The following is a 19,153-nucleotide window of genomic DNA, read 5'->3' on the forward strand; positions in this document are numbered from 1 at the left end:
GTAAAATTACTTACTCTTCAATCTCCTTTATTAAGCGAAGTGCATTATCGCGAATTGGTTTGTATCTTATATACCACAAAACCAATCCGATAACAAAGCCAACCAAAAGTGATGCTCCAAAAAATATCTGGGTGTGTACTACCGAGGTATTCTGATCCAGCCAGTCGATGGTGAGGCCAACATCCATGAATGCGAGGCCCAGTAACACCCACAAACCCCGCTTCTGAAAAGGCTGATAACGGTAAGCAGCTTTTTTCAGCATTTCAAGCGTCGGCAGCGAATAATCAACGTATTTGTATTCCTTGTAATACTTTCTGAAGGTAAGTGCTATAACAAGAAAAGCCAGCATCAGGAATAAGCCACTTACAATCGTATTTAAGCTGTGTGTTTCGCGGTATTCGAGTATGGTTATACCGGCAAAAACAGGTATGAAAATCCAGTAGAAGATCTGTACGGCTCTTATAATCCTTGCATAATTCGAGTCTTCTTTCTCCAATTTGCCGGTAAGTTTTTCCAAATTGGTATTAAATTCCTGTGTAGTCATGCTTGTTCTCCTTTCAGCTTTTCTTTTAATTGCGACTTAATACGGTGTATTTTCACTTTCACATTCGGCTCGGTAATCCCGATCACCTCCGAAATGTCCTTCATCGACAGGCCTTCGAGCATCAGCGAAATCAATGCCTTATCGATCACCGACAACTGGTTTAGTTCCACCTGCATGCGTTCCAGCATTTTTTCTTCGGCCATTTTCCGGTGCAGGTTTTCGTCGTCGATTATCGAATTCAGGTTCTCGGTATCGCCGTTTACCATCAGCTTCATGTGCCTGAAAGCTTTGCCGGTAAATGTCAGCGAGGTATTCACGGCCACACGGTACACCCAGGTACTCACTTGCGAATCGCCCCTGAAATTGTCGAGGCTCTTCCAGATATTCACCAGCACTTCCTGGTACATGTCTTTCTGATCTTCAACATTGGAATTGTAGTACCTGCATATGTTGCGGATGCGTTCGCTGTTCTCTGATACAATCGAATTGAATGTTTCTTCTTTCGTCACTTTTCAGTGTTTTTTCCTATTTAGTAAAGCTGAAAACGGATAGTTACATTTTTTCCTGAAAATATTAAAAAAGAAATTCAAGCCTGACTTTATATTGACTCTGAAACAGGAAGTTAACAAAATGAAAAAATTGAGAATAACGCGATAAAGTAGTGAATTGGTAAGTGGGTGATTGAGTTACTGAGGAAATAGTGATTCTACACTAATCTCCTTCAATCTTAACATCAATCTTTTTCAATCTTAAACCAATCTGCAAGGAGGGAAAGGCAAAAGGCAAAAGTTGAACGGCAAAAGTTTCCTAACCAAAACCTAAATCGTGATTAATCTATAAGACTGGCAAATGTGTGACTGAGTAATTGAGGCAATAATCAATCTCCTTCAATCTTAGATTCAATCTTTTTCAATCCATAAGAATTTAAAATAAGGACAAGGCAAATGTTTCGTACTTAACACAAGTGTCTGATCAATCTAAAGGATGAGCGAGTAATTGAGTGACTGGGTGATTGAGTGATTGGGTGATTGAGTGATTGGGTGATTGAGGCTATTTTCAATCTGCATCAATCTCCTTCAATCTTCTTTCAAATAAACTTATTCCCTACCTCCCTTAACCAACAACCAAACGGTAAATGCCATTTCTCCAAAAATACTTGGAATAGCAACCAGTGCCAGGAATATTCCGGCCAGGGCATCGTAATTGGGCAACACAAAATGTGCAGTTGTGTCGGCCATGTACATAATTCCGGCCAGCGCCAGAAACAGCGCAATCCATTTTGGCTTCGGCAGAATATTGGCCAGTAAAATCAGGTGGCCTCCAAAAAAGAATAAGCCGATCAACCAGATAATATTGAACACATCAACATAGTACGCTATGGTTTCGCCCGAATCCTCGTTAAGCGTAAGTACCAGTGCAAATACGGCAATACCCATGATGGCGGCATGCATGATTCGCAGCCAGGTGCTTAACTGCGTCAAATAATGATCGCGATACAATTTGAAAAGTCCCCAGGCGACTACCACATCAAACAAGGCAGTAATTAAGAAAGCCATGATTCCCAAACGTACCATCATGTTTTGCTGAAGAACAGTTTCCAACGGGTTTTGCTTCAGCGACTCAAGCATCATAAAATTGGCGAAAATGGCAGCAAAGAAAATAATCAGGTAACTAACACCTGTAATGATCGAGAGTTTCCTTGAATTCATATCTGAAAGGTTTTCGAATTAAGTTAAATGAGTTATAACTTAAAACTAAACCCGTGATACGTTATTTTGTTTAGGTATCGAAGCAAAAAGAAAAGGTTCCACCACTTTTGCAAGCGATGGAACCTTTATATTTTTTACATGCTGAACGCTCTATTTCCGGTACAATGGATCGGCACCAATGGTACCAACCAACTCATCCAGGTATTGTTTCGATTCAACGTGTTTTAAAGTTGCTTTGGCTTTTGCCAGTCTGCCGGCAATGTCCATTTCTTCAACCAGTACGGCGTTTTCCTGTTCGGCCATAAACTTCTTCAGGTAAGCAATCTGGTTTTTGTAGAAAGCAACGTCTTTTTCCTGTTTCAGGGCTAAGCGGGCTTTGTACCAGTCACTCTTGATAACCTCGCTGCGGTCGAACAGCTTACGCAGTTTTGGATCGTTGATATCCTTGCCTTCGTAATGGCCGTAAGCCATAACATGCAACAACACTTTTAACGGAGGAATAGCAGATTCAACGCTGCCATCTTCGAAATAAGGTTGCGCGGCACGCTGCATTGCCTCGGTGATGTTGTTGATACCGTCTACATAATCATCCATTCCCTGAAGCTCAGGTTTCAGCATGCGTTCGTTAAATACGGCCAGCGGCTCGTCAAACAAACGGTTCATACAACGGAAAGCAAAGTTTTCGGTGATACGGTAGCCCAAACGGCTGGCCAGTACTTTTTTGCCTTTGTATTCGAAGTCTTCCAGTTTCTCCAGACATTTGTTTTCGATCAGCTTCTTCGGATCGCGATCTTCAGGAACCAAACGTGCCCAGATTTCCGGAATCAGAATACTGATATCGTGATCGAAGCGGTTTTCGCCTCCAATGTAACCGGCTGCCGAACTAAAACCGTTGTATTCGGTAAGAATGTATGACAGTAGTGCGTTATTCAAATCGGTTGTTGGTACCAGCATGTTGAAAGGACCTTTTGTAAGTGCACCTTCCAATCCGGCACCTGTTGTTGATGGCGATTTTCCGGTGATACTGGCTATAAAATCCATAAATAACTCAGGCAGCTCCTGGTAGTGAATCGGATTGTAAACCGCCAACGGACGAATACCGGCCTTTTTATCGGCAGGATTGTTTCTGCGTCCCGGAAGAACGGCATTTACAGGCCAGTGAACCGGATCGGCCGGTTTGATCTTACGGAACAAACGCACACCGATATCTCCAAGGTACGAATCGATGGTTTCGTTCTTAAAAATATTACGTTGCAGGTAACGCGGGTTTTTGGTTGGCTCGCCGTTTACGATACGCGGATGCGAGGGTGTAACAAAATATACATCCTCATCGCTCTCGGCAACTGTTTTAATAAACTCCTTAACCGGCTCGGTATATTTCTCGAAACTGATGGCATTTTCAAGCAGATCGATGGCATTTTCCCGGGTCAGTGGTTCGTAGTTGGTCAGGAAGGTGTTGTTTTCAACAATTTCCATTTCGGCCTCTTTATCGTAACCACGGATCACCGCTTCATCAGGACGCTGGAACAGGTAGCTTTCGCAGTTGGCCACCAGCTTCACACTTTTGTTGTCGTATTCCGGATTCAGATTATTTAACTGAGCTGCAGGTACCGTAACTGTTGCCGAGATATCATCTTCAGTCTGAATTTTCATGCTCGGAACAAAGTCAGAACGCAGTTTGTGCAGGTACCATCTTCCTTCTTCGTTAAAGCCGATACGAACATAACTTGCGGCAATTGGATTGTGTTTGTAACGCAACACATTGCCCGGTCTTCCGTTTACGATTTCAACATTAAAGAATTCGCGCCATTTTGTTCCCAGTTCTTCCTGTCCGCGATAGTGGCGTTTTACAAAAAGTGCCAGCGTGCGAACATGCTGCGGAATGGCTTTCAGGAAATTGTTATAGTCGTCGTTATACTGTTCCGACGGAGTAAGCAATTTTACTGCCGAACCAAGCGTACGTTCCTTACTTAAGAATGAACGTGAAACAGAACCCGGCCGTACTTTTTTCCAACGACCCGAATAATCGTAGTTGATGATCTCGTCCACCATGTTTTCGGCTTCTTCCAGGTTTTCAACGTAGAATGAACCGTGTTTAATGGCGTTCTGCATCGATTTTGAGATCTCGGATTTTCCACCTCCCGAAACCGTACTTGGCTTGTGGCAGAACATACCTTCGGGTGCAGTATCGATAATGCGCCACATCGATTGCGTTGGGTGTTTCACCAGCTGGAATTTATGTCCGGTTGGGTGAACATACACTTTATCGGGCGAAAGTTTCAGGTTGAATTCCTTGCCTTTGTAGGTCCAGGTAATGGCACTTTTATCTACTTCAATGTCCGCATTTTCAGGTATGTAAATTATATCCGGATAGTTTTTATCGATGGCATAATTACCGTCCTGAAGCTCAATTTTATCGGCCAGCAGTTTCTTCACCTCATCAAAGGAATAAGGTTTGTCGAATTTCTTGGTAAAAATGCTTCCGAACACGCTGTCGCTCATGTTTCCGCGCGGGAAAGCAATGGCACCACCGGCATGTTCTTCTTCAACCAAACCATAGAGGTTAGCCGAATAACTGATCTGGGTTTTAATTTCTTTTTTCGAATAGCCGTAATAGTTGTCGCCTATCAGGGTAACCACCACCCCACGGTCGTCGCGGCAGGTAAGTTTGAAAGCTGAACCGTCGTTGTACAATTCATTTTCATCTTTCCAGCACATGCCGTCGCGTTTCTGACGGGGTGTGGCATCGTCGTAATGCGGCAGACCAACATCTTTCTTTTTCAGCTTGGTCATTTGAGGCGCCAGGATGATACAACCGGTGTGTCCGGTCCAGTGTTCAACATCCAGTGCTGCATCGTTAATGGCCAGGTTATGGTCGCCGGCATTGCCAAAAATGGTTTCAACAAAATCGAGGTTACTTACCAGGCTACCCGGAGCAAAGAAACGAATCTCCATGCTTTTTTCGCTGGTAACACCTTTCACTTCAGGGCAAACCACCGGACGTAACAGCAAGGACACCATTACTTTGGCCTCTTTTTCCTGACTTGAAGTAAAGGGCAATCTTTTTAGCTCATCGTCGGGATTGAGCGCTGCATGAAGCAGATGAGCAAACGTAATTTTTGGTACTTCTTTCTTATCGGCCGGAACAGGTAAACCACCACGCACAATGTGGAAAGTACCTTTTGTAGTTCTTCGGTCCTGGGCCGGATTATTTAAAATACCCTGTTTCAAACGGTAAGAGCTCAGCAACTCGCTTTTAAATTCTTTTCCGTCAGGCGGAAGACTCAACTCGCGAGCCATTCCTTTTTGGTTAAGAACCAGGGTTGAATCGGGTAAACGGTATTCTTTATCATACGCTACCTCTTTTAGATAATCATCGATAAAATTCTGAATTCGAGTATCCACCGGCGAAAGGTGTCCACTTAGCAGGCGTGACTTTTCCCGGAAACTGTTGATAAGGCCATCAGTTAGGGCAAGAAACTTGGCATTGGCATATTTCTTTACCGAGTCGGATGAATCGATATACATCGGCTGGCCCAGTGAAGCCAGCTGTAAATTGATGTATTGGATCATATCGCGACGATCGCGTCTACTCAGCTTTTTGACTTTGTCTGTAGTTGAAATCTTCTCCATTTTTACTATTTTGTTTCAGTGTCTAAAATTACGCAATTCGGAATGAATCTACATAAATAGCAACGGTTCGAAGCCTCAGATTTAACGGAATTTAATGTTCTGCTAAGTATTCTTTGATAGATACATCACATAAGATGAAACGGAAAATGGAGATGTTTTTGGAAAATCATTCCGAATGAACCGGAATAGACAGGAATCGTTATATTGCAATAAAAACAAGTATGAAACTGATATCGTGGAATGTGAACGGACTTCGTGCCGTGGCTAAGAAGAATTTTTTTGAAGATCTGACAGTAATGAATCCCGATGTAATGTGCCTGCAGGAAACCAAAGCACAAGATGACCAGGTAGCCGAAACGCTGGCAGAATTGAACGGTTACCACATTTATAGCAACTCGGCAGAGAAAAAGGGATACTCCGGAACTGCCATTCTTTCGAAGACCGAGCCACTGTCTGTTTCCCGCGACATGGGCATAGTTGAGCACGATAATGAAGGACGCATTTTGTGCGCCGAATACGATAAATTTTACATGGTTGACGTATATGTGCCCAACTCGGGCAACGACCTGAAACGCCTTGACTATCGCCAGGACTGGGACCTGCAGTTTTATAATTACCTGAAAACACTGGAGAAAACAAAACCGGTGGTGGTTTGCGGCGATTTTAATGTGGCGCACAAAGCCATCGATCTGGCGCGACCAAAAGCCAACTACAACAAATCGGCAGGCTACATGCAGGAGGAAATTGACGGCATGGACCGTTTTACTTCCGGCGGATTGGTTGATACCTTCAGGCATTTTAATCCCGATGTAAGCGACAAATACTCGTGGTGGAGTTACCGTGCCGGGGCCCGAGGCAAGAATGTAGGCTGGAGAATCGATTATTTCCTGGTGAGCGAGCACTTCCTGCCATCGGTAAAAAGTGCCTTTATTTTAGACCAGGTTATGGGCTCCGACCACTGTCCGGTAGGAATCGAAATTGCTTAATCAAATACTTACAATAATGAAAACCGCCACACTGTTTGTTTTGCTACTGGTGTTGTTTTCGTGCAGTTCAGTCACAAAAGAGAAGAGCGAAACAGACGAAAGGTCGTTCGAAGAGGTTTCGAAAAAAGTTATTGCAGATCTTTTAGCACGGCCCGACTATATGATGTACAACACCGGAGACGTTGTTGCCATGCATTATGCCGAAGTTTGTGCGGCATTTGGAGCCGCACGGATTGCCGGATCAACCGGGGACACTGTGCTCGTTAAGGCTCTCGCAGAGCGGTATTCGCGCCTTAAAACCGACAGCTTACCCAATACAGCCAATCATGTTGATGCAAATGTTTACGGCATACTTCCTCTTGAACTGTTCGTTTTAACCGGTGATTCTGCTTTTTACCGCCAGGGTATCGAACTGGCCGATAGTCAATGGAAGGATTCGCTACCAAACGGACTGACCCGGCAAACACGCTTTTGGATTGATGATGTGTACATGATCGGTAGCTTACAGATTCAAGCCTACAGGGTAACAGGAAAAAGCAAATACCTCGATCGTGCTGCACTTGAAACGGTAGCCTACCTCGACAGTCTGCAGGAATCCAACGGATTATTCCATCACGGGCCTGAAGCTTCTTTTTTTTGGGGGCGTGGAAACGGTTGGGTGGCAGCGGGATTGGCAGAGGTCCTTTCCGAACTTCCTCCTGATCATCAGCATTACGCCAGAATTGAAGCCGGCTACAAAAAAATGATGGCGGCTCTCCTCAGCTTGCAGACTGAAGACGGAATGTGGCGTCAGCTTCTTGATGTTGAAAGCGCCTGGAAAGAAACTTCCTGCACCGGGATGTTTGCCTATGCCATGGCGGTCGGTATCAAAACCGGCATTTTAACAGACGCAACTTACCGGACAGCCTGCATAAAAGCATGGAATGCTTTAACGGGATACATCGACGAGGCTGGTAAAATGAATGGAGTTTGTGTTGGTACGGGGCAAAGTACCGACATCAATTATTACCTTAACCGCCCTACTGTAAGCGGCGATTTTCACGGCCAGGCACCTGTTCTTTGGTTAGCAAATGTATTAATTCAGTTGCCATGAAAAGATTGACTTACTCATTATTGTTTCTGATCATAGTAATGGCGGCATGCCAAAAAAGCGACGATAATCATCCGCCAATCGAAAACGGTCTGTACTTCCCTCCCACCACTTCAGGAGAGTGGCAAAACACGGCTCCCGAAGAACTTGGTTGGGACACCGACAGCCTTGAAGCCTTGTACACCTTTTTATCCGATCACGGAACACGTGCCTTTTTGATTTTAAAAGACGGAAAGATAGTGGCCGAAAAATACTGGGGTAAAAACATCCTTAACACCGGCGATTTTAATGCCGAATCGAATTGGTACTGGGCTTCAGCAGGGAAAACATTGTCTGCTTTTTTGATCGGCGTTGCCCAGCAGGACGGGCTACTCAGCATATCCGACAAGACTTCGGATTACCTGGGCGAGGGCTGGACTTCACTCACAAAAGAAAAGGAAGAGCTCATTACCATCCGTCACCAGTTGACCATGACCACCGGACTTGATTACACCGTAAATGATACGTATTGTACTGATCCCGAATGCCTGCAATATAAAACCGATGCCGGCCAGCAGTGGTACTACCACAATGCACCTTACACTTTACTGAAAGATGTGATTGCCAGCGCCAGTGGAATGACGGATAATGAATATACACATGAAATACTGGAAGTGCCCACCGGAATGAGCGGCACGTGGATTTACAATGGGGTGAATAACGTGTATTACAGTGTTCCGCGCGACATGGCGCGTTTTGGCCTGCTCATCCTGAATAAGGGAACCTGGGACGAAACAGAGCTTTTGAGCGATCAGAACTATTTTTCAGAAATGACCACCACTTCGCAAAATATAAATCCGGCCTACGGTTATTTGTGGTGGCTAAACGGAACAAGCAAAACGATGATGCCGGGAATAACCATTCCTTTGAATACTTCGATTTCACCCGACGCACCGGAAGACCTGATCGTTGCTGCCGGGAAAAACGGGCAATTTCTGGATGTGATCCCGAGTATGAACATGGTTGTTGTGCGCATGGGAGAAGCACCCGACGAGGCGCAGGTGCCCATCATTTTTCATAACCAGATGTGGCAGAAACTAAATCCGGTAATCGGACGCCAGCCAGTGATGTAACCAATATTCTTTATATACGTCTTCTAATAATCATAAAAATCTTGTTAATATTAAGATCGACCATTATTTTGAACTGATTCTTTGAAGCAAACATTTAAAAGAAACAAAATGAAAAACGTATGCGGCCTTCTTCTCGTCATCAGTTTTGCAGCTATCTTATCCTCATGCCATTCCAAACAACCTTCGGCATCAAATGCAGGGAGTTCTGTTCACAGTTATTCCGAAACATACAAAGCACCGGCTTTTGTTAATGACAATCGGTTAGAACAGATAAAAAAGATTGCTCCCGACATACAAAAATCCATTGAGGAACGTGCAAAAACAGCACATATCCCGGGCATTGCTTTTGGCATTGTTGTGGATAACGAACTGGTATTTGCAACAGCTACCGGTTTAGCAAACATTGAAAAAGGAATTTCGGCAACTCCGACTTCTGCCTTTCGGATTGCATCCATGACCAAGAGTTTTACGGCAATGGCCATTCTCAAACTCAGAGACGAAGGCAAACTTAGCCTGAGCGATCCGGTTAGTTACTACATTCCCGAAATGGCCAACCTTAAATACCTGACCAGTGATGCACCGGTAATAGATATTGAAAACCTGTTAACCATGACAGCCGGATTTCCCGAGGATAATCCCTGGGGCGACCGACAATTGGACGAATCCGATCAAATGCTCATGGACCTGATCAGTGAAGGCCTTTCTTTTTCCAACGCTACTTCGTATGAATTTGAATACAGCAACACCGGTTATGCGCTTCTGGGACATATCGTTTCACGCGTATCGGGCATGCCTTTTCAGGAGTACATTACGAAAAATATTCTTCTGCCGCTTGGCATGGAACATACCTACTGGGAAATTGACAGTGTTCCGGAAGAAGAGCTGGTTATCGGATACCGCTGGGAAGACGAACAATGGAAGCTGGAACCAATGCTTCACGATGGATCGTACGGCGCAATGGGCGGTTTAATCACAACCATCGAAGATTTCAGCAAGTACGTCAGCTTTCATCTTTCGGCATGGCCACCACGAAACGACGCTGAAAGCGGCCCCTTAAAAAGAAGCTCACTCCGAGAAATGCAGACACCGCAGTTCCCATCCTTGTACGCCGACGCAAAGGACTATAACGGCAATCCCTGTCCTACCTGTTCCGGTTATGGTTTCGGACTTGGAATTACCGAATACTGCAATGGTTTGAAAAGAGTCTCACACGGTGGAGCCCTGCCCGGGTTTGGAAGTAATTATACCTTTTACCCCGATTACGGAATTGGAATTATGGCCTTTTGTAACCTGACGTATACCTCGCCCTGGTCGTTGGCGGAAATAAGTAAGTTGCTTTTTGAAACTGCAGATCTGCAACCCCGGAAATTACCCGTGTCTGATATTTTACTCGAACGAAAAGAGCAACTCACTCAGTTGATTCAAAACTGGGAACCGGAGCTGGAAGAAAAAATACTGGCAGAGAATTTTTACCTCGATCAGTCGCGCGAAAAACGAATGGCTGAAGTGAAGCAAATACCGAAAAAAATCGGAGTTATTCAGGAAGTTGGTGAACTTGAGCCTGAAAACCAGCTCAGAGGCAGTTTTAAACTACATGCTGAACACGGCGATGTTGTGGTCTTTTTTACCTTAACACCCGAGAAAGCTGCGAAAGTGCAGCAACTGGATATTTCATTTAAGGAAAATGAAACAAAGTAAAATCGTACCGAAAAAGATGTAATGCTCAATAAAAAAGCCCGGAATCCCGGGCTTTTTTATTGGACGATTTATGGCACTAAACTAAATACTATGTTAATACTCTGGAAGATGAAACCCAAATTAAACCGGTAGATTTCTCCAAAACCGTTTTTCTGGTTATATTGGCAAACTAAACTGCCGGTAGCTGTATTCAGGAAATTATGCTTCAAAGTTTAACTTAGTAGAGTATCGCTGTTTGCCAATTTGCACGAAAATCAATTCTGTTCCTCCATCATAAACAAGGAATAAAAGCAAAGCACGCAATAGGATAAAAAAGTAAGTATAAAATCACTTCCGTTCCATAAGCAGCTGCGTGTAGTTTATAATTTGAGACCAATAAAACAAAAAGATGAGAACCGTACTTATTATTGTCCTGTCGTTATTTTTTTCGCAACTATGGGGTCAAACCCATTGGGAAAGCATAGTTACCGAAAGTGATGAGTTTAAATATCAATTGCCGCTGACCGAACCCACCGAAGATTGGACAGTCTTAAATTACGACGATCAGAACTGGAAGAGCGGAAATGGCGGATTTGGATATGGCGACAACGATGACAATACGATCATAGCCAGCACAAAATCTGTTTTTCTGCGCAAAGAGTTTACCATACCGGCAACGCTTCAATTGTATAACCTGGTTTTGGATATCGATTATGATGATGCCTTTGTTGCGTATTTAAACGGTGTTGAAATTGCCAGGTCGGGCAACCTGCCCGATGGAAAGCCGGGCATTAATGCCAATGTTTCGGTAGATCACGAAGCAATGATTTATAGCGGAGGGCAGGCCGAACGCTTTACAGTTGATCCTGAATTAATTAATGCAGGAGCGAATGTACTGGCAGTGCATATTTTAAACGTAAGTTTGACTTCCTCTGATTTATCGTCCAGGATTTTTCTTAATGCAGAGATTGACGGAACGGAAATCATTTTCAATGAATTACCCGAATGGTTTCAGCAACCGGTTACTTATACATCATCAAATCTTCCCATAATAAAAATCAATACGCAAGGAAAAATCATTGTCGACGAGCCAAAAATAATGGCGATCATGCAGGTGATCAACAATGCCAGTGGAATCAACCACTTTAACGACACTAGCTATGAATACGATGGGTACATCGGCATCGAAATAAGAGGAAATACAGCACAGATGTTCCCGAAAAAAAGCTATACCGTTGAAACCCGGCTAAGCGACGGGTCAAACAACAATGTTTCGTTAATGGGCTTACCTGCTGAGAACGATTGGGTGCTGCACGGGCCTTACTCCGACAAATCATTAATGAGAAATGCATTGGCATACACCATTGGCAGTGGCATGGAAAACGGATGGCATCCGCGAACCCGCTTTGTGGAGCTTGAAATTAACGGCGAATACCGGGGAGTTTACCTGTTTGTTGAGAAAATCAAAATTGATAAAAACCGCGTTGACATTGCGACATTAAAACCCGAGGATGTCAGCGGAGACGAATTGACCGGCGGATATATTATCAGTATCGACCGGGATCAGGAAGGAAGCTGGAACTCTCCTTTTATGGGAAGAACCGGAAGTGTTGATGTCCCCTTTTCGTACGTCGATCCGAAATATGATGAGCTGGCACCGGTACAACGCGAATACATCAAATCGTACATTACTGAGTTTGAATATGCCTTGCACGGTAATAATTTCAAAGATCCGGAATTGGGATACAGGGCCTACATTGATGTGGAAACCTTTGTCGATTATTTTATTATTACCGAATTAAGCCGCGACCTGGACGGTTACCGGGTAAGCGTTTATTTTCATAAAGATAAGGACAGCAAAGGCGGAAAACTTAAAATGACGCCTTTTTGGGATTACAATATTTGTTTTGGAAATGCCAACTTTTTTAGTGCCGGCAGCCCCATTGGATGGGCTTCGGATGGTATTGGAGCAGGCGACTGGTACGAAATTCCTTTCTGGTGGGACCGCTTCAGGGAAGATCCTTATTTTGAGACGGTACTTAAATACAGGTGGGAGGAACTTCGCAAACAGGTTCTGCATAAAAGTACCATCAACAATTTCATTACTTCCACTTCTGACCAGTTGAAGGATGCACAGGCAAGAAACTTTCAGAAATGGAATGTGCTGAATAACTGGGTGTGGCCAAATAATTATGTTGGAGGAACCTATTTAAACGAAGTGGATTATCTGCGAAATTGGATATTCGACAGAATAGACTGGCTGGATGAGCAAATCGACATGATCGAACCTTCGTTTACAACCGGTAATGAACTCGTCCTTTCTGATGATCCTGATCCACTCGTCTATCCAAACCCGTTTAGCAATAAGTTTACCGTTGAAATTGATTCGCCCGATTATGCCGAACTCGATATTGTTGTTGAAAATCTGCTGGGCCAGCTGGTCTGCAGAAAAACAAGCACTGCAGTTGCCGGAAAGCAAACCATTGAATTTACTTACGATGAACTGGGACAAAGTGGCAATATGTTTATTTACACGATATTGAAAGACGGACAACGGATTAAATCAGGTTTGATCGCACATCAATAAAAACAAACAACCCCGCGTTATAAACGCGAGGTTGTTCACCAATTTAAAATTCATCATCATTCACGGTTTGCTGAATTATTAGTTCAGCGAAACCTGTACATCAGTCGGGTTGATCAGCGTGTTAAATACCGGCGATTGTTTGGCAAAGGCGAGAAGTTGCTCCTTTTCTTCGTCACTTGCACCTTCTATTTCGAATTTAACGCGAATCTGGCTGAATTCTTTTGGGGTATCCGGATTCATTCCAAGAAAACCCTGAAGATCCACATCGCCTTCAATGCTCGATGAAACGGCTCCTACTTCAATTCCTTGTGCTGCGGCCAACAAAACCATGGCCGTTGTCATGCATGCAAGCAAACCATGCAGTAAAATTTCTCCGGGGTTGGCACCTTTGTTCTCTCCCAGCAAAACCGGTGGTTCATCGTTGTCGAATACAAAAGGTGTTTCACGCGAGGTGTCTTCCTGGCAGGCGCCGTAAAATCCCTGTACAAAGCTACGGTTGTGTCCGCCGCTGATCCAGGTGTTGGTGGCACGCAATTCAAATTTCGATACTTCAGGATTTCCCTGGATGGCTGCTACTGTGTTCATAATTCCTTCAGTGCTGAAGCCGTTGATTGTTGTTACTGTTGTTTCCATTTTTTAATTGTTTTTAGGATGAATAATTAAGTACAATGCAAAGATAGAGTGCAACACAGCCCCGGGGATAGACACAGCAGTTCACAAAATCTGCAAAAAAGTTCAAAGGGTATTTTTTAGTAGAAAATCGAATAAAAAGAGCATAGAAAAAGATGGATTACGGTTGAAACCGGCCCTGGATTCCTTTCGTCCGAAGGACATTCGAGCCCTGATCTGCTCCCTTCGCCGGACGATTTTTTATTATTTATAAATCCCAGAGCGACACTCTTCCGATAAATCGGAAATCGTTTGCCCTGGGCTGATAGCTGACGCCCCTTCAGGGCTCCTAAATAGAAGGCCCCAAAGGGGCGAAAGGTAACAGCCCGGTGCGCCTGACGGCAGTCAGGAAGTGCTGGGTTATGTATGAATTCTGTTCTCGTCGGGCGACGAAAGTTAAAATATGATCGTTCGTAGTCCCGGACGAAACAAGAATGACCAAAATTCAACCGACATAAAAAATATGGAATTAAAAGGCTACTCAAGGAAGTACCGGACTACTTTTATCCTGCTTTGAAAATATGCAAACACATGCGTCGCATTTGATAGGGAACATTGAATTGAGTATGTTATTGTGAAAACGATTATTTAACGCCCTCACATTACTCAGGCATTCACCAACCGGTAGCGAAGCGGCGTTTCGTTAAACTTTTGTTTAAACACCCGAATAAAACTCGAAGGCTCTTCAAATCCGCTTTCAAAAGCAATCTGCCCCACTGTTTTGTCGGAAGTCAGCAGCAGATGTGAAGCAAGGTCTAGCCGTTTTTGTGTAAGCCACTTGCCGGGCGAAGTATTAAAAACCGAGCTGAACATTCTTTTAAAAGAACTCAGACTCATGTTGCATAAACGGGCAAATTCTTCCAGTTTCAGGTTGTAGGCAAAGTTCTCTTCCATCACCTGGCGCAACTGGGTGCTTTGATCTTTACCCAGCGAATGCAGGTACTTTGCAACATTTTTATGCAGCGGGCGGGTGAAAATATTCAACAGCAATTCTTCAAATTTGTGAACCAGCAGGTTCTTATCGGGCACAAACTCGGCTCCCAGGAAAAAGGCCAGCGAGCTGACATAGGCCTCCAGAAATTGGTCCAGTTCAATACGAATTACCGAATCGGCTTCCGACTGGTCTTCCGGCAGCTTGTGAATGACTTCAGAAAAACGGGTCATAAAATTTTTGATAAAATCGTCGGGGATAAAAACCATCAGTGCACAGTAGTCCTCATCGAAATACTGGTGCACCAGGTTGGCGCCTTTTTTCACAAACAACGAATCGCCGGTTTGCACCACGTACTCGTTGTAAATGCTTTTCCACATTTTTTTGCCGCTGGTAACAAAAACAAAATAGTTGGTGTCCGACCAGATTCCGGCCTTGGTTTCCTCTACCACACAGCGGTATTCCACAAACAGCAAATCGTCGATTACCAATTTGTTGTAATATTTATTGTCCCTGATATACGCGTACAGATCAATCATTATGCATTTTTTTTGAAGGCTTTCCGACTTAAAGAATACCCATTAGTCTGAATTTCATTTAAGTTACGATAGAATGATAAAATCAGCATAATAAATGGGGATAAAATGTTCAGCTACGGTTGTTTAAAGTATAAAGAGCGAACAACAACCATTAAAATAAGAACTGCTGTTCCTCCAAATAAATTTCATTGCCGATGACAATTCATTTTCAATGGCAGCAACACTTTCAAAAATACGGACCCAAACCGTAAGCATTGTATCACAGTAAGTTATTTCGTAAATTGTATAAAACCCATCGACTAATGAAACGATCTTTCTGCAATTCCCGCTTTCTTCTTCGATCTCAAAATATGTCTCGAACTAAACAGTAACAGACGAAGCACGCGACTTTGGATAAGTATGTTAAACTAAACAATTAAAAACTATAGCCTTATGAAATTTATCTTATTACTTTCCCCGCTTGTAATGATTATTTATTTAATCTGGTGTTACCTTAAAATCGGTATGACAACTACAGTCTCTCAAACCTACCGTAAACTTGATGTCCCGCTGAAAGCTTTATTCCCTTTAACGTATGTTATTTATGCCTCACCAATAATGTTGGTCACCGCGGACAGGTGGTTCATTGCTGCCGGAATCATGTTCATGCTTGTGGCTTCAAATCCGGTGTACTGGGTGAAGGAAGGCCTGGGCGACAACCTGCATTACATCGGAAGTTACGGTGCCATTCTCCTGGGTCACGCCGGTTTGATTATCATGGATTACCATAACAATTCTATTCAAGGTTTTGGCGGAATTGCAGTTTATGTAACGCTCGCTTTTATAGTATTTGCAGCCGGAGTTACTTTTAACCTGGCGTTTTTTAAGAAAGTGAAACACGAAACATACTGGATGGAAGTTTTTGCAGCGATTAGCATTCCCCTTACCCTGTTTTTTGTGTTCAAATAAAAGTACTTTATTTACGCAAGCGATTTTCGCTCAATTCCCATAGCTTAAAGCTAAATTAGCAAGCCTTGGTGCGTTTGCAATTTTAACATAACAGCCAAAGTTTTGTATATTGCAGCTTCCCGGCACCGCACGAATAAACAAAAAAAAGCCTGCAGCGTTGCATAAGCTGAATAAATAGAACAAACGATGGACATCAAACAAATTTTCGAAAACAACCATAACTGGGTAAAAGACAAATTGAATCAGGACCCGAATTACTTTAAGAACCTTTCCAAAGGGCAAAACCCGGATATCCTGTACATCGGTTGTTCCGACAGCCGGGTAACCGCCGAAGAGCTAATGGGGATTTCGGCCGGCGAAGCCTTTGTGCACCGGAACATTGCCAATATGGTCCCCAACACCGATTTAAGTTCGATGTCGGTAATCGATTATGCTGTGGTACATTTACAGGTGCAGCACATTGTGGTGTGCGGCCATTATTATTGCGGCGGAGTAAAGGCGGCCATGCAGTCGCAGGACCTGGGCATACTGAATCCCTGGTTGCGAAACATCCGCGATGTGTACCGTACGCACAGAGATGAATTGAACGAAATTGAAGAGGAAGACCAGCGCTACAAACGACTGGTGGAACTGAACGTGCAGGAGCAATGCATCAATGTGATTAAAACGGCAGAGGTGCAACGGGCCTACCGCGAACGGGGAATCAGCATCCACGGCTGGGTATTCGATATCAACACCGGGAAACTGATCGACCTGAAAATCGACCTCGAAAAAATACTGGCCAACGTGATGGAAATTTATCACCTGGAGTAATACCGGAAGATGCTTGTAAATTTCCGGCTTTTTCCCCTGGAAAAGCTACCCTTTAAAAACAAATACAAGAAATGAGCGATTTTGATCACCTCTGGAAATTCGGCGCATTCTAGTGTACCTTTTCAATGCTTTGCCGCAATTGGGCCGATTTTGTAGGATCATTAACCTCGTCCGGTGAAAAAGGCTGATCGAAGCTGAACGATTGTTCCGGACGAAAATGGAGCAGAACCTCGCAAAGAGGTGTATAAAGGGTAGCTGGAAAAGGGGAATAAGCGGAATAAAAAGTTTACACAAATACCTGATAACAGAATTAGCTTTGTATTTTTAAGCCCGAAGTATGCGGTGTAATTCCGTACCCGATTTTTAACTGACTAAACCTGACAAATGAAAACAAAAACGCTTTCCGGTAAATCCTTCTACCTTAACAACTCCTACATGCTATTCCTGCTTGCTGTTCTGACTGTCCATTTTTCGGCATGCACAAACAGTGAAACTACAAATAACAAACAGCCCAACATTGTATTTTTACTCGCCGACGATATGGGTTACGGCGAACTGGGGGCCTATGGTCAGGAAGTAATTAAAACACCCTTTCTCGATTCGCTTGCTTCGCAGGGTATGAAATTTACCAATTTTTATGCCGGCACCTCGGTATGTTCGCCATCCAGGGCATCGTTAATGACAGGTTTACACACCGGGCATTTAAGCATCCGGGGCAATAACGGGTATTACAACGGCGAGTGGAGCCGTATTCCGCTTAAAAAAGACGAAAAAACACTGGGCGAAATGCTGCAAAACGCGGGCTATCAAACTGCCATGATTGGAAAATGGCACCTCGGTCGCCCCGAAGATTTTTCCACCTGGGCAAAAGGTCGCGGTTTCGATTATGCCGTTCAGGAACAATGGGGCGAGACAAAAGACGGGATCGAAATTGATGAACGCGTACACTGGGTAAACAACAACGAAGACTCCATATTTTACGACTACAGAAATTACGATTGTCTGGATGAATTCAGAACCAATTTTGCCCTCGACTATTTAAAACAGAAGGACAAGGAGAAACCCTTCTTTCTGTACATGTCGTACCGGATTCCGCACGCGCACGAATTCTTTTTACGCGATAATGATTTGTACAGCGACAAGGTGGATGAGTGGCCCAAAATTGAGCGCCTGCATGCGGCCCGCATTACCATGCTCGATGCACAGATCAGGAGGCTTTTCAAACAATTGGAAGCCAGTGGCGAGCTGGACAATACATTTATCATTTTTACGAGCGACAACGGCCCGCACAACGAAAGCCACCACCGCTACCGCTTCTTCAAAAGTGCGGGCAACTTAAAAGGCTTTAAACGCGATGTATACGAAGGTGGAATCCGGGTTCCCATGTTTGCCTACTGGAAAGGAAAAATCAGCCCGGCAAGCATAAGCGACCACCCGGGCGCCTTCTACGATGTAATGCCCACCCTGGCCGAACTGGCCAACACGCAGGTTCCCAATAAAACCGACGGCATTTCCTTTGTGCCCGAACTGATGGGAAAAGCACAAAAAGAACATGAGTTTCTCTACTGGGAAATTCACGAAGGCAAACAAGTGAAGGGATTTCGGCAGGCCACACGCTTTGGCAACTGGAAAGCCGTACGATACGCCGATAAGTACCACACCGAATTGTACGACCTTACGAACGACGAAGCGGAACAAAACGATGTATCGGAACAATTCCCCGAAATTGTGGAACAAGCCAATACCATTCTAAAACGTGAAAGCGTAAAAAACGAATATTTTCCGTTTTCGGGTGGTGTATTTAAAAATGAACCTTAACTTACTGTCCGATCAAATGTAGCAATCTCATTGGACAGCTTCTCGCTCCCCTGTATTTTTGTCCTGAATACCTCGGGTATCATCTTTTTACCCTGGG

Annotated in this window: 14 protein-coding genes; 8 read left to right on the forward strand and 6 right to left on the reverse strand. The window is 44.0% G+C overall.

The window, feature by feature from the left end; translation table 11 throughout:
* Positions 1-10 precede the first annotated feature (10 nt).
* From HFD85_RS10100 to HFD85_RS10115, 4 genes are all read right to left on the reverse strand, one after another.
* Positions 11-544, reverse strand: a complete 534-nt coding sequence (locus tag HFD85_RS10100) for a hypothetical protein (protein WP_167608547.1) — start codon at positions 542-544, stop codon at positions 11-13.
* Complete coding sequence (locus tag HFD85_RS10105; RefSeq protein ID WP_167608550.1) at positions 541-1,053, reverse strand: RNA polymerase sigma factor; 513 nt, start codon at positions 1,051-1,053, stop codon at positions 541-543. The genes HFD85_RS10100 and HFD85_RS10105 overlap by 4 nt, the downstream gene beginning before the upstream one ends.
* Positions 1,054-1,641: 588 nt before the next feature.
* Positions 1,642-2,253, reverse strand: a complete 612-nt coding sequence (locus HFD85_RS10110) for a DUF4386 domain-containing protein (protein ID WP_167608553.1) — start codon at positions 2,251-2,253, stop codon at positions 1,642-1,644.
* 150 nt (positions 2,254-2,403) lie between these two features.
* Complete coding sequence (locus HFD85_RS10115; protein ID WP_167608556.1) at positions 2,404-5,886, reverse strand: PPi-type phosphoenolpyruvate carboxykinase family protein; 3,483 nt, start codon at positions 5,884-5,886, stop codon at positions 2,404-2,406.
* Between the two features lie 221 nt (positions 5,887-6,107).
* On the opposite strand from HFD85_RS10115, the gene HFD85_RS10120 reads away from it, so the two are divergent.
* The 5 genes from HFD85_RS10120 to HFD85_RS10140 all read left to right on the forward strand — a co-directional run bounded on the left by HFD85_RS10120 (position 6,108) and on the right by HFD85_RS10140 (position 13,338).
* Positions 6,108-6,872: an exodeoxyribonuclease III gene (locus HFD85_RS10120; RefSeq protein ID WP_167608559.1), complete on the forward strand. Its 765-nt coding sequence runs from the start codon at positions 6,108-6,110 to the stop codon at positions 6,870-6,872.
* Positions 6,873-6,888: 16 nt separating this feature from the next.
* Complete coding sequence (locus HFD85_RS10125; protein WP_167608562.1) at positions 6,889-7,965, forward strand: glycoside hydrolase family 88/105 protein; 1,077 nt, start codon at positions 6,889-6,891, stop codon at positions 7,963-7,965.
* A complete protein-coding gene (locus tag HFD85_RS10130) occupies positions 7,962-9,074 on the forward strand; it encodes a serine hydrolase domain-containing protein (RefSeq protein ID WP_167608565.1) in 1,113 nt (370 codons plus the stop codon). The genes HFD85_RS10125 and HFD85_RS10130 overlap by 4 nt, the downstream gene beginning before the upstream one ends.
* Before the next feature lie 108 nt (positions 9,075-9,182).
* Positions 9,183-10,772, forward strand: a complete 1,590-nt coding sequence (locus HFD85_RS10135; protein ID WP_167608569.1) for a serine hydrolase domain-containing protein — start codon at positions 9,183-9,185, stop codon at positions 10,770-10,772.
* A gap of 388 nt (positions 10,773-11,160) precedes the next feature.
* Entirely contained in the window at positions 11,161-13,338 is a 2,178-nt protein-coding gene (locus tag HFD85_RS10140; RefSeq protein WP_167608572.1) for a CotH kinase family protein, read from the forward strand.
* A gap of 78 nt (positions 13,339-13,416) precedes the next feature.
* Here the strand turns inward: HFD85_RS10140 and HFD85_RS10145 are convergent, their stop codons facing one another.
* Together HFD85_RS10145 and HFD85_RS10150 are read right to left on the reverse strand one after the other, a co-directional pair.
* Entirely contained in the window at positions 13,417-13,971 is a 555-nt protein-coding gene (locus HFD85_RS10145) for an OsmC family protein (protein ID WP_167608575.1), read from the reverse strand.
* 642 nt (positions 13,972-14,613) lie between these two features.
* A complete protein-coding gene (locus tag HFD85_RS10150; protein WP_167608577.1) occupies positions 14,614-15,477 on the reverse strand; it encodes a helix-turn-helix domain-containing protein in 864 nt (287 codons plus the stop codon).
* A 432-nt stretch (positions 15,478-15,909) separates the two neighbouring features.
* Here HFD85_RS10150 and HFD85_RS10155 point away from each other — a divergent pair, with 432 nt between their 5' ends.
* The 3 genes from HFD85_RS10155 to HFD85_RS10165 all read left to right on the forward strand — a co-directional run bounded on the left by HFD85_RS10155 (position 15,910) and on the right by HFD85_RS10165 (position 19,056).
* Positions 15,910-16,425 carry a hypothetical protein gene (locus tag HFD85_RS10155; protein ID WP_167608580.1) on the forward strand — a complete coding sequence of 172 codons (516 nt, stop codon included), beginning with the start codon at positions 15,910-15,912 and terminating at the stop codon, positions 16,423-16,425.
* Between the two features lie 186 nt (positions 16,426-16,611).
* Complete coding sequence (locus HFD85_RS10160; protein ID WP_167608583.1) at positions 16,612-17,238, forward strand: carbonic anhydrase; 627 nt, start codon at positions 16,612-16,614, stop codon at positions 17,236-17,238.
* Positions 17,239-17,622: 384 nt separating this feature from the next.
* Complete coding sequence (locus tag HFD85_RS10165) at positions 17,623-19,056, forward strand: arylsulfatase (RefSeq protein ID WP_206081936.1); 1,434 nt, start codon at positions 17,623-17,625, stop codon at positions 19,054-19,056.
* Positions 19,057-19,153: the final 97 nt, after the last annotated feature.

Origin of the sequence: Maribellus sediminis, assembly GCF_011799805.1 — a bacterium.
Classification (GTDB): Bacteria; Bacteroidota; Bacteroidia; order Bacteroidales; family Prolixibacteraceae; genus Draconibacterium; species Draconibacterium sediminis_A.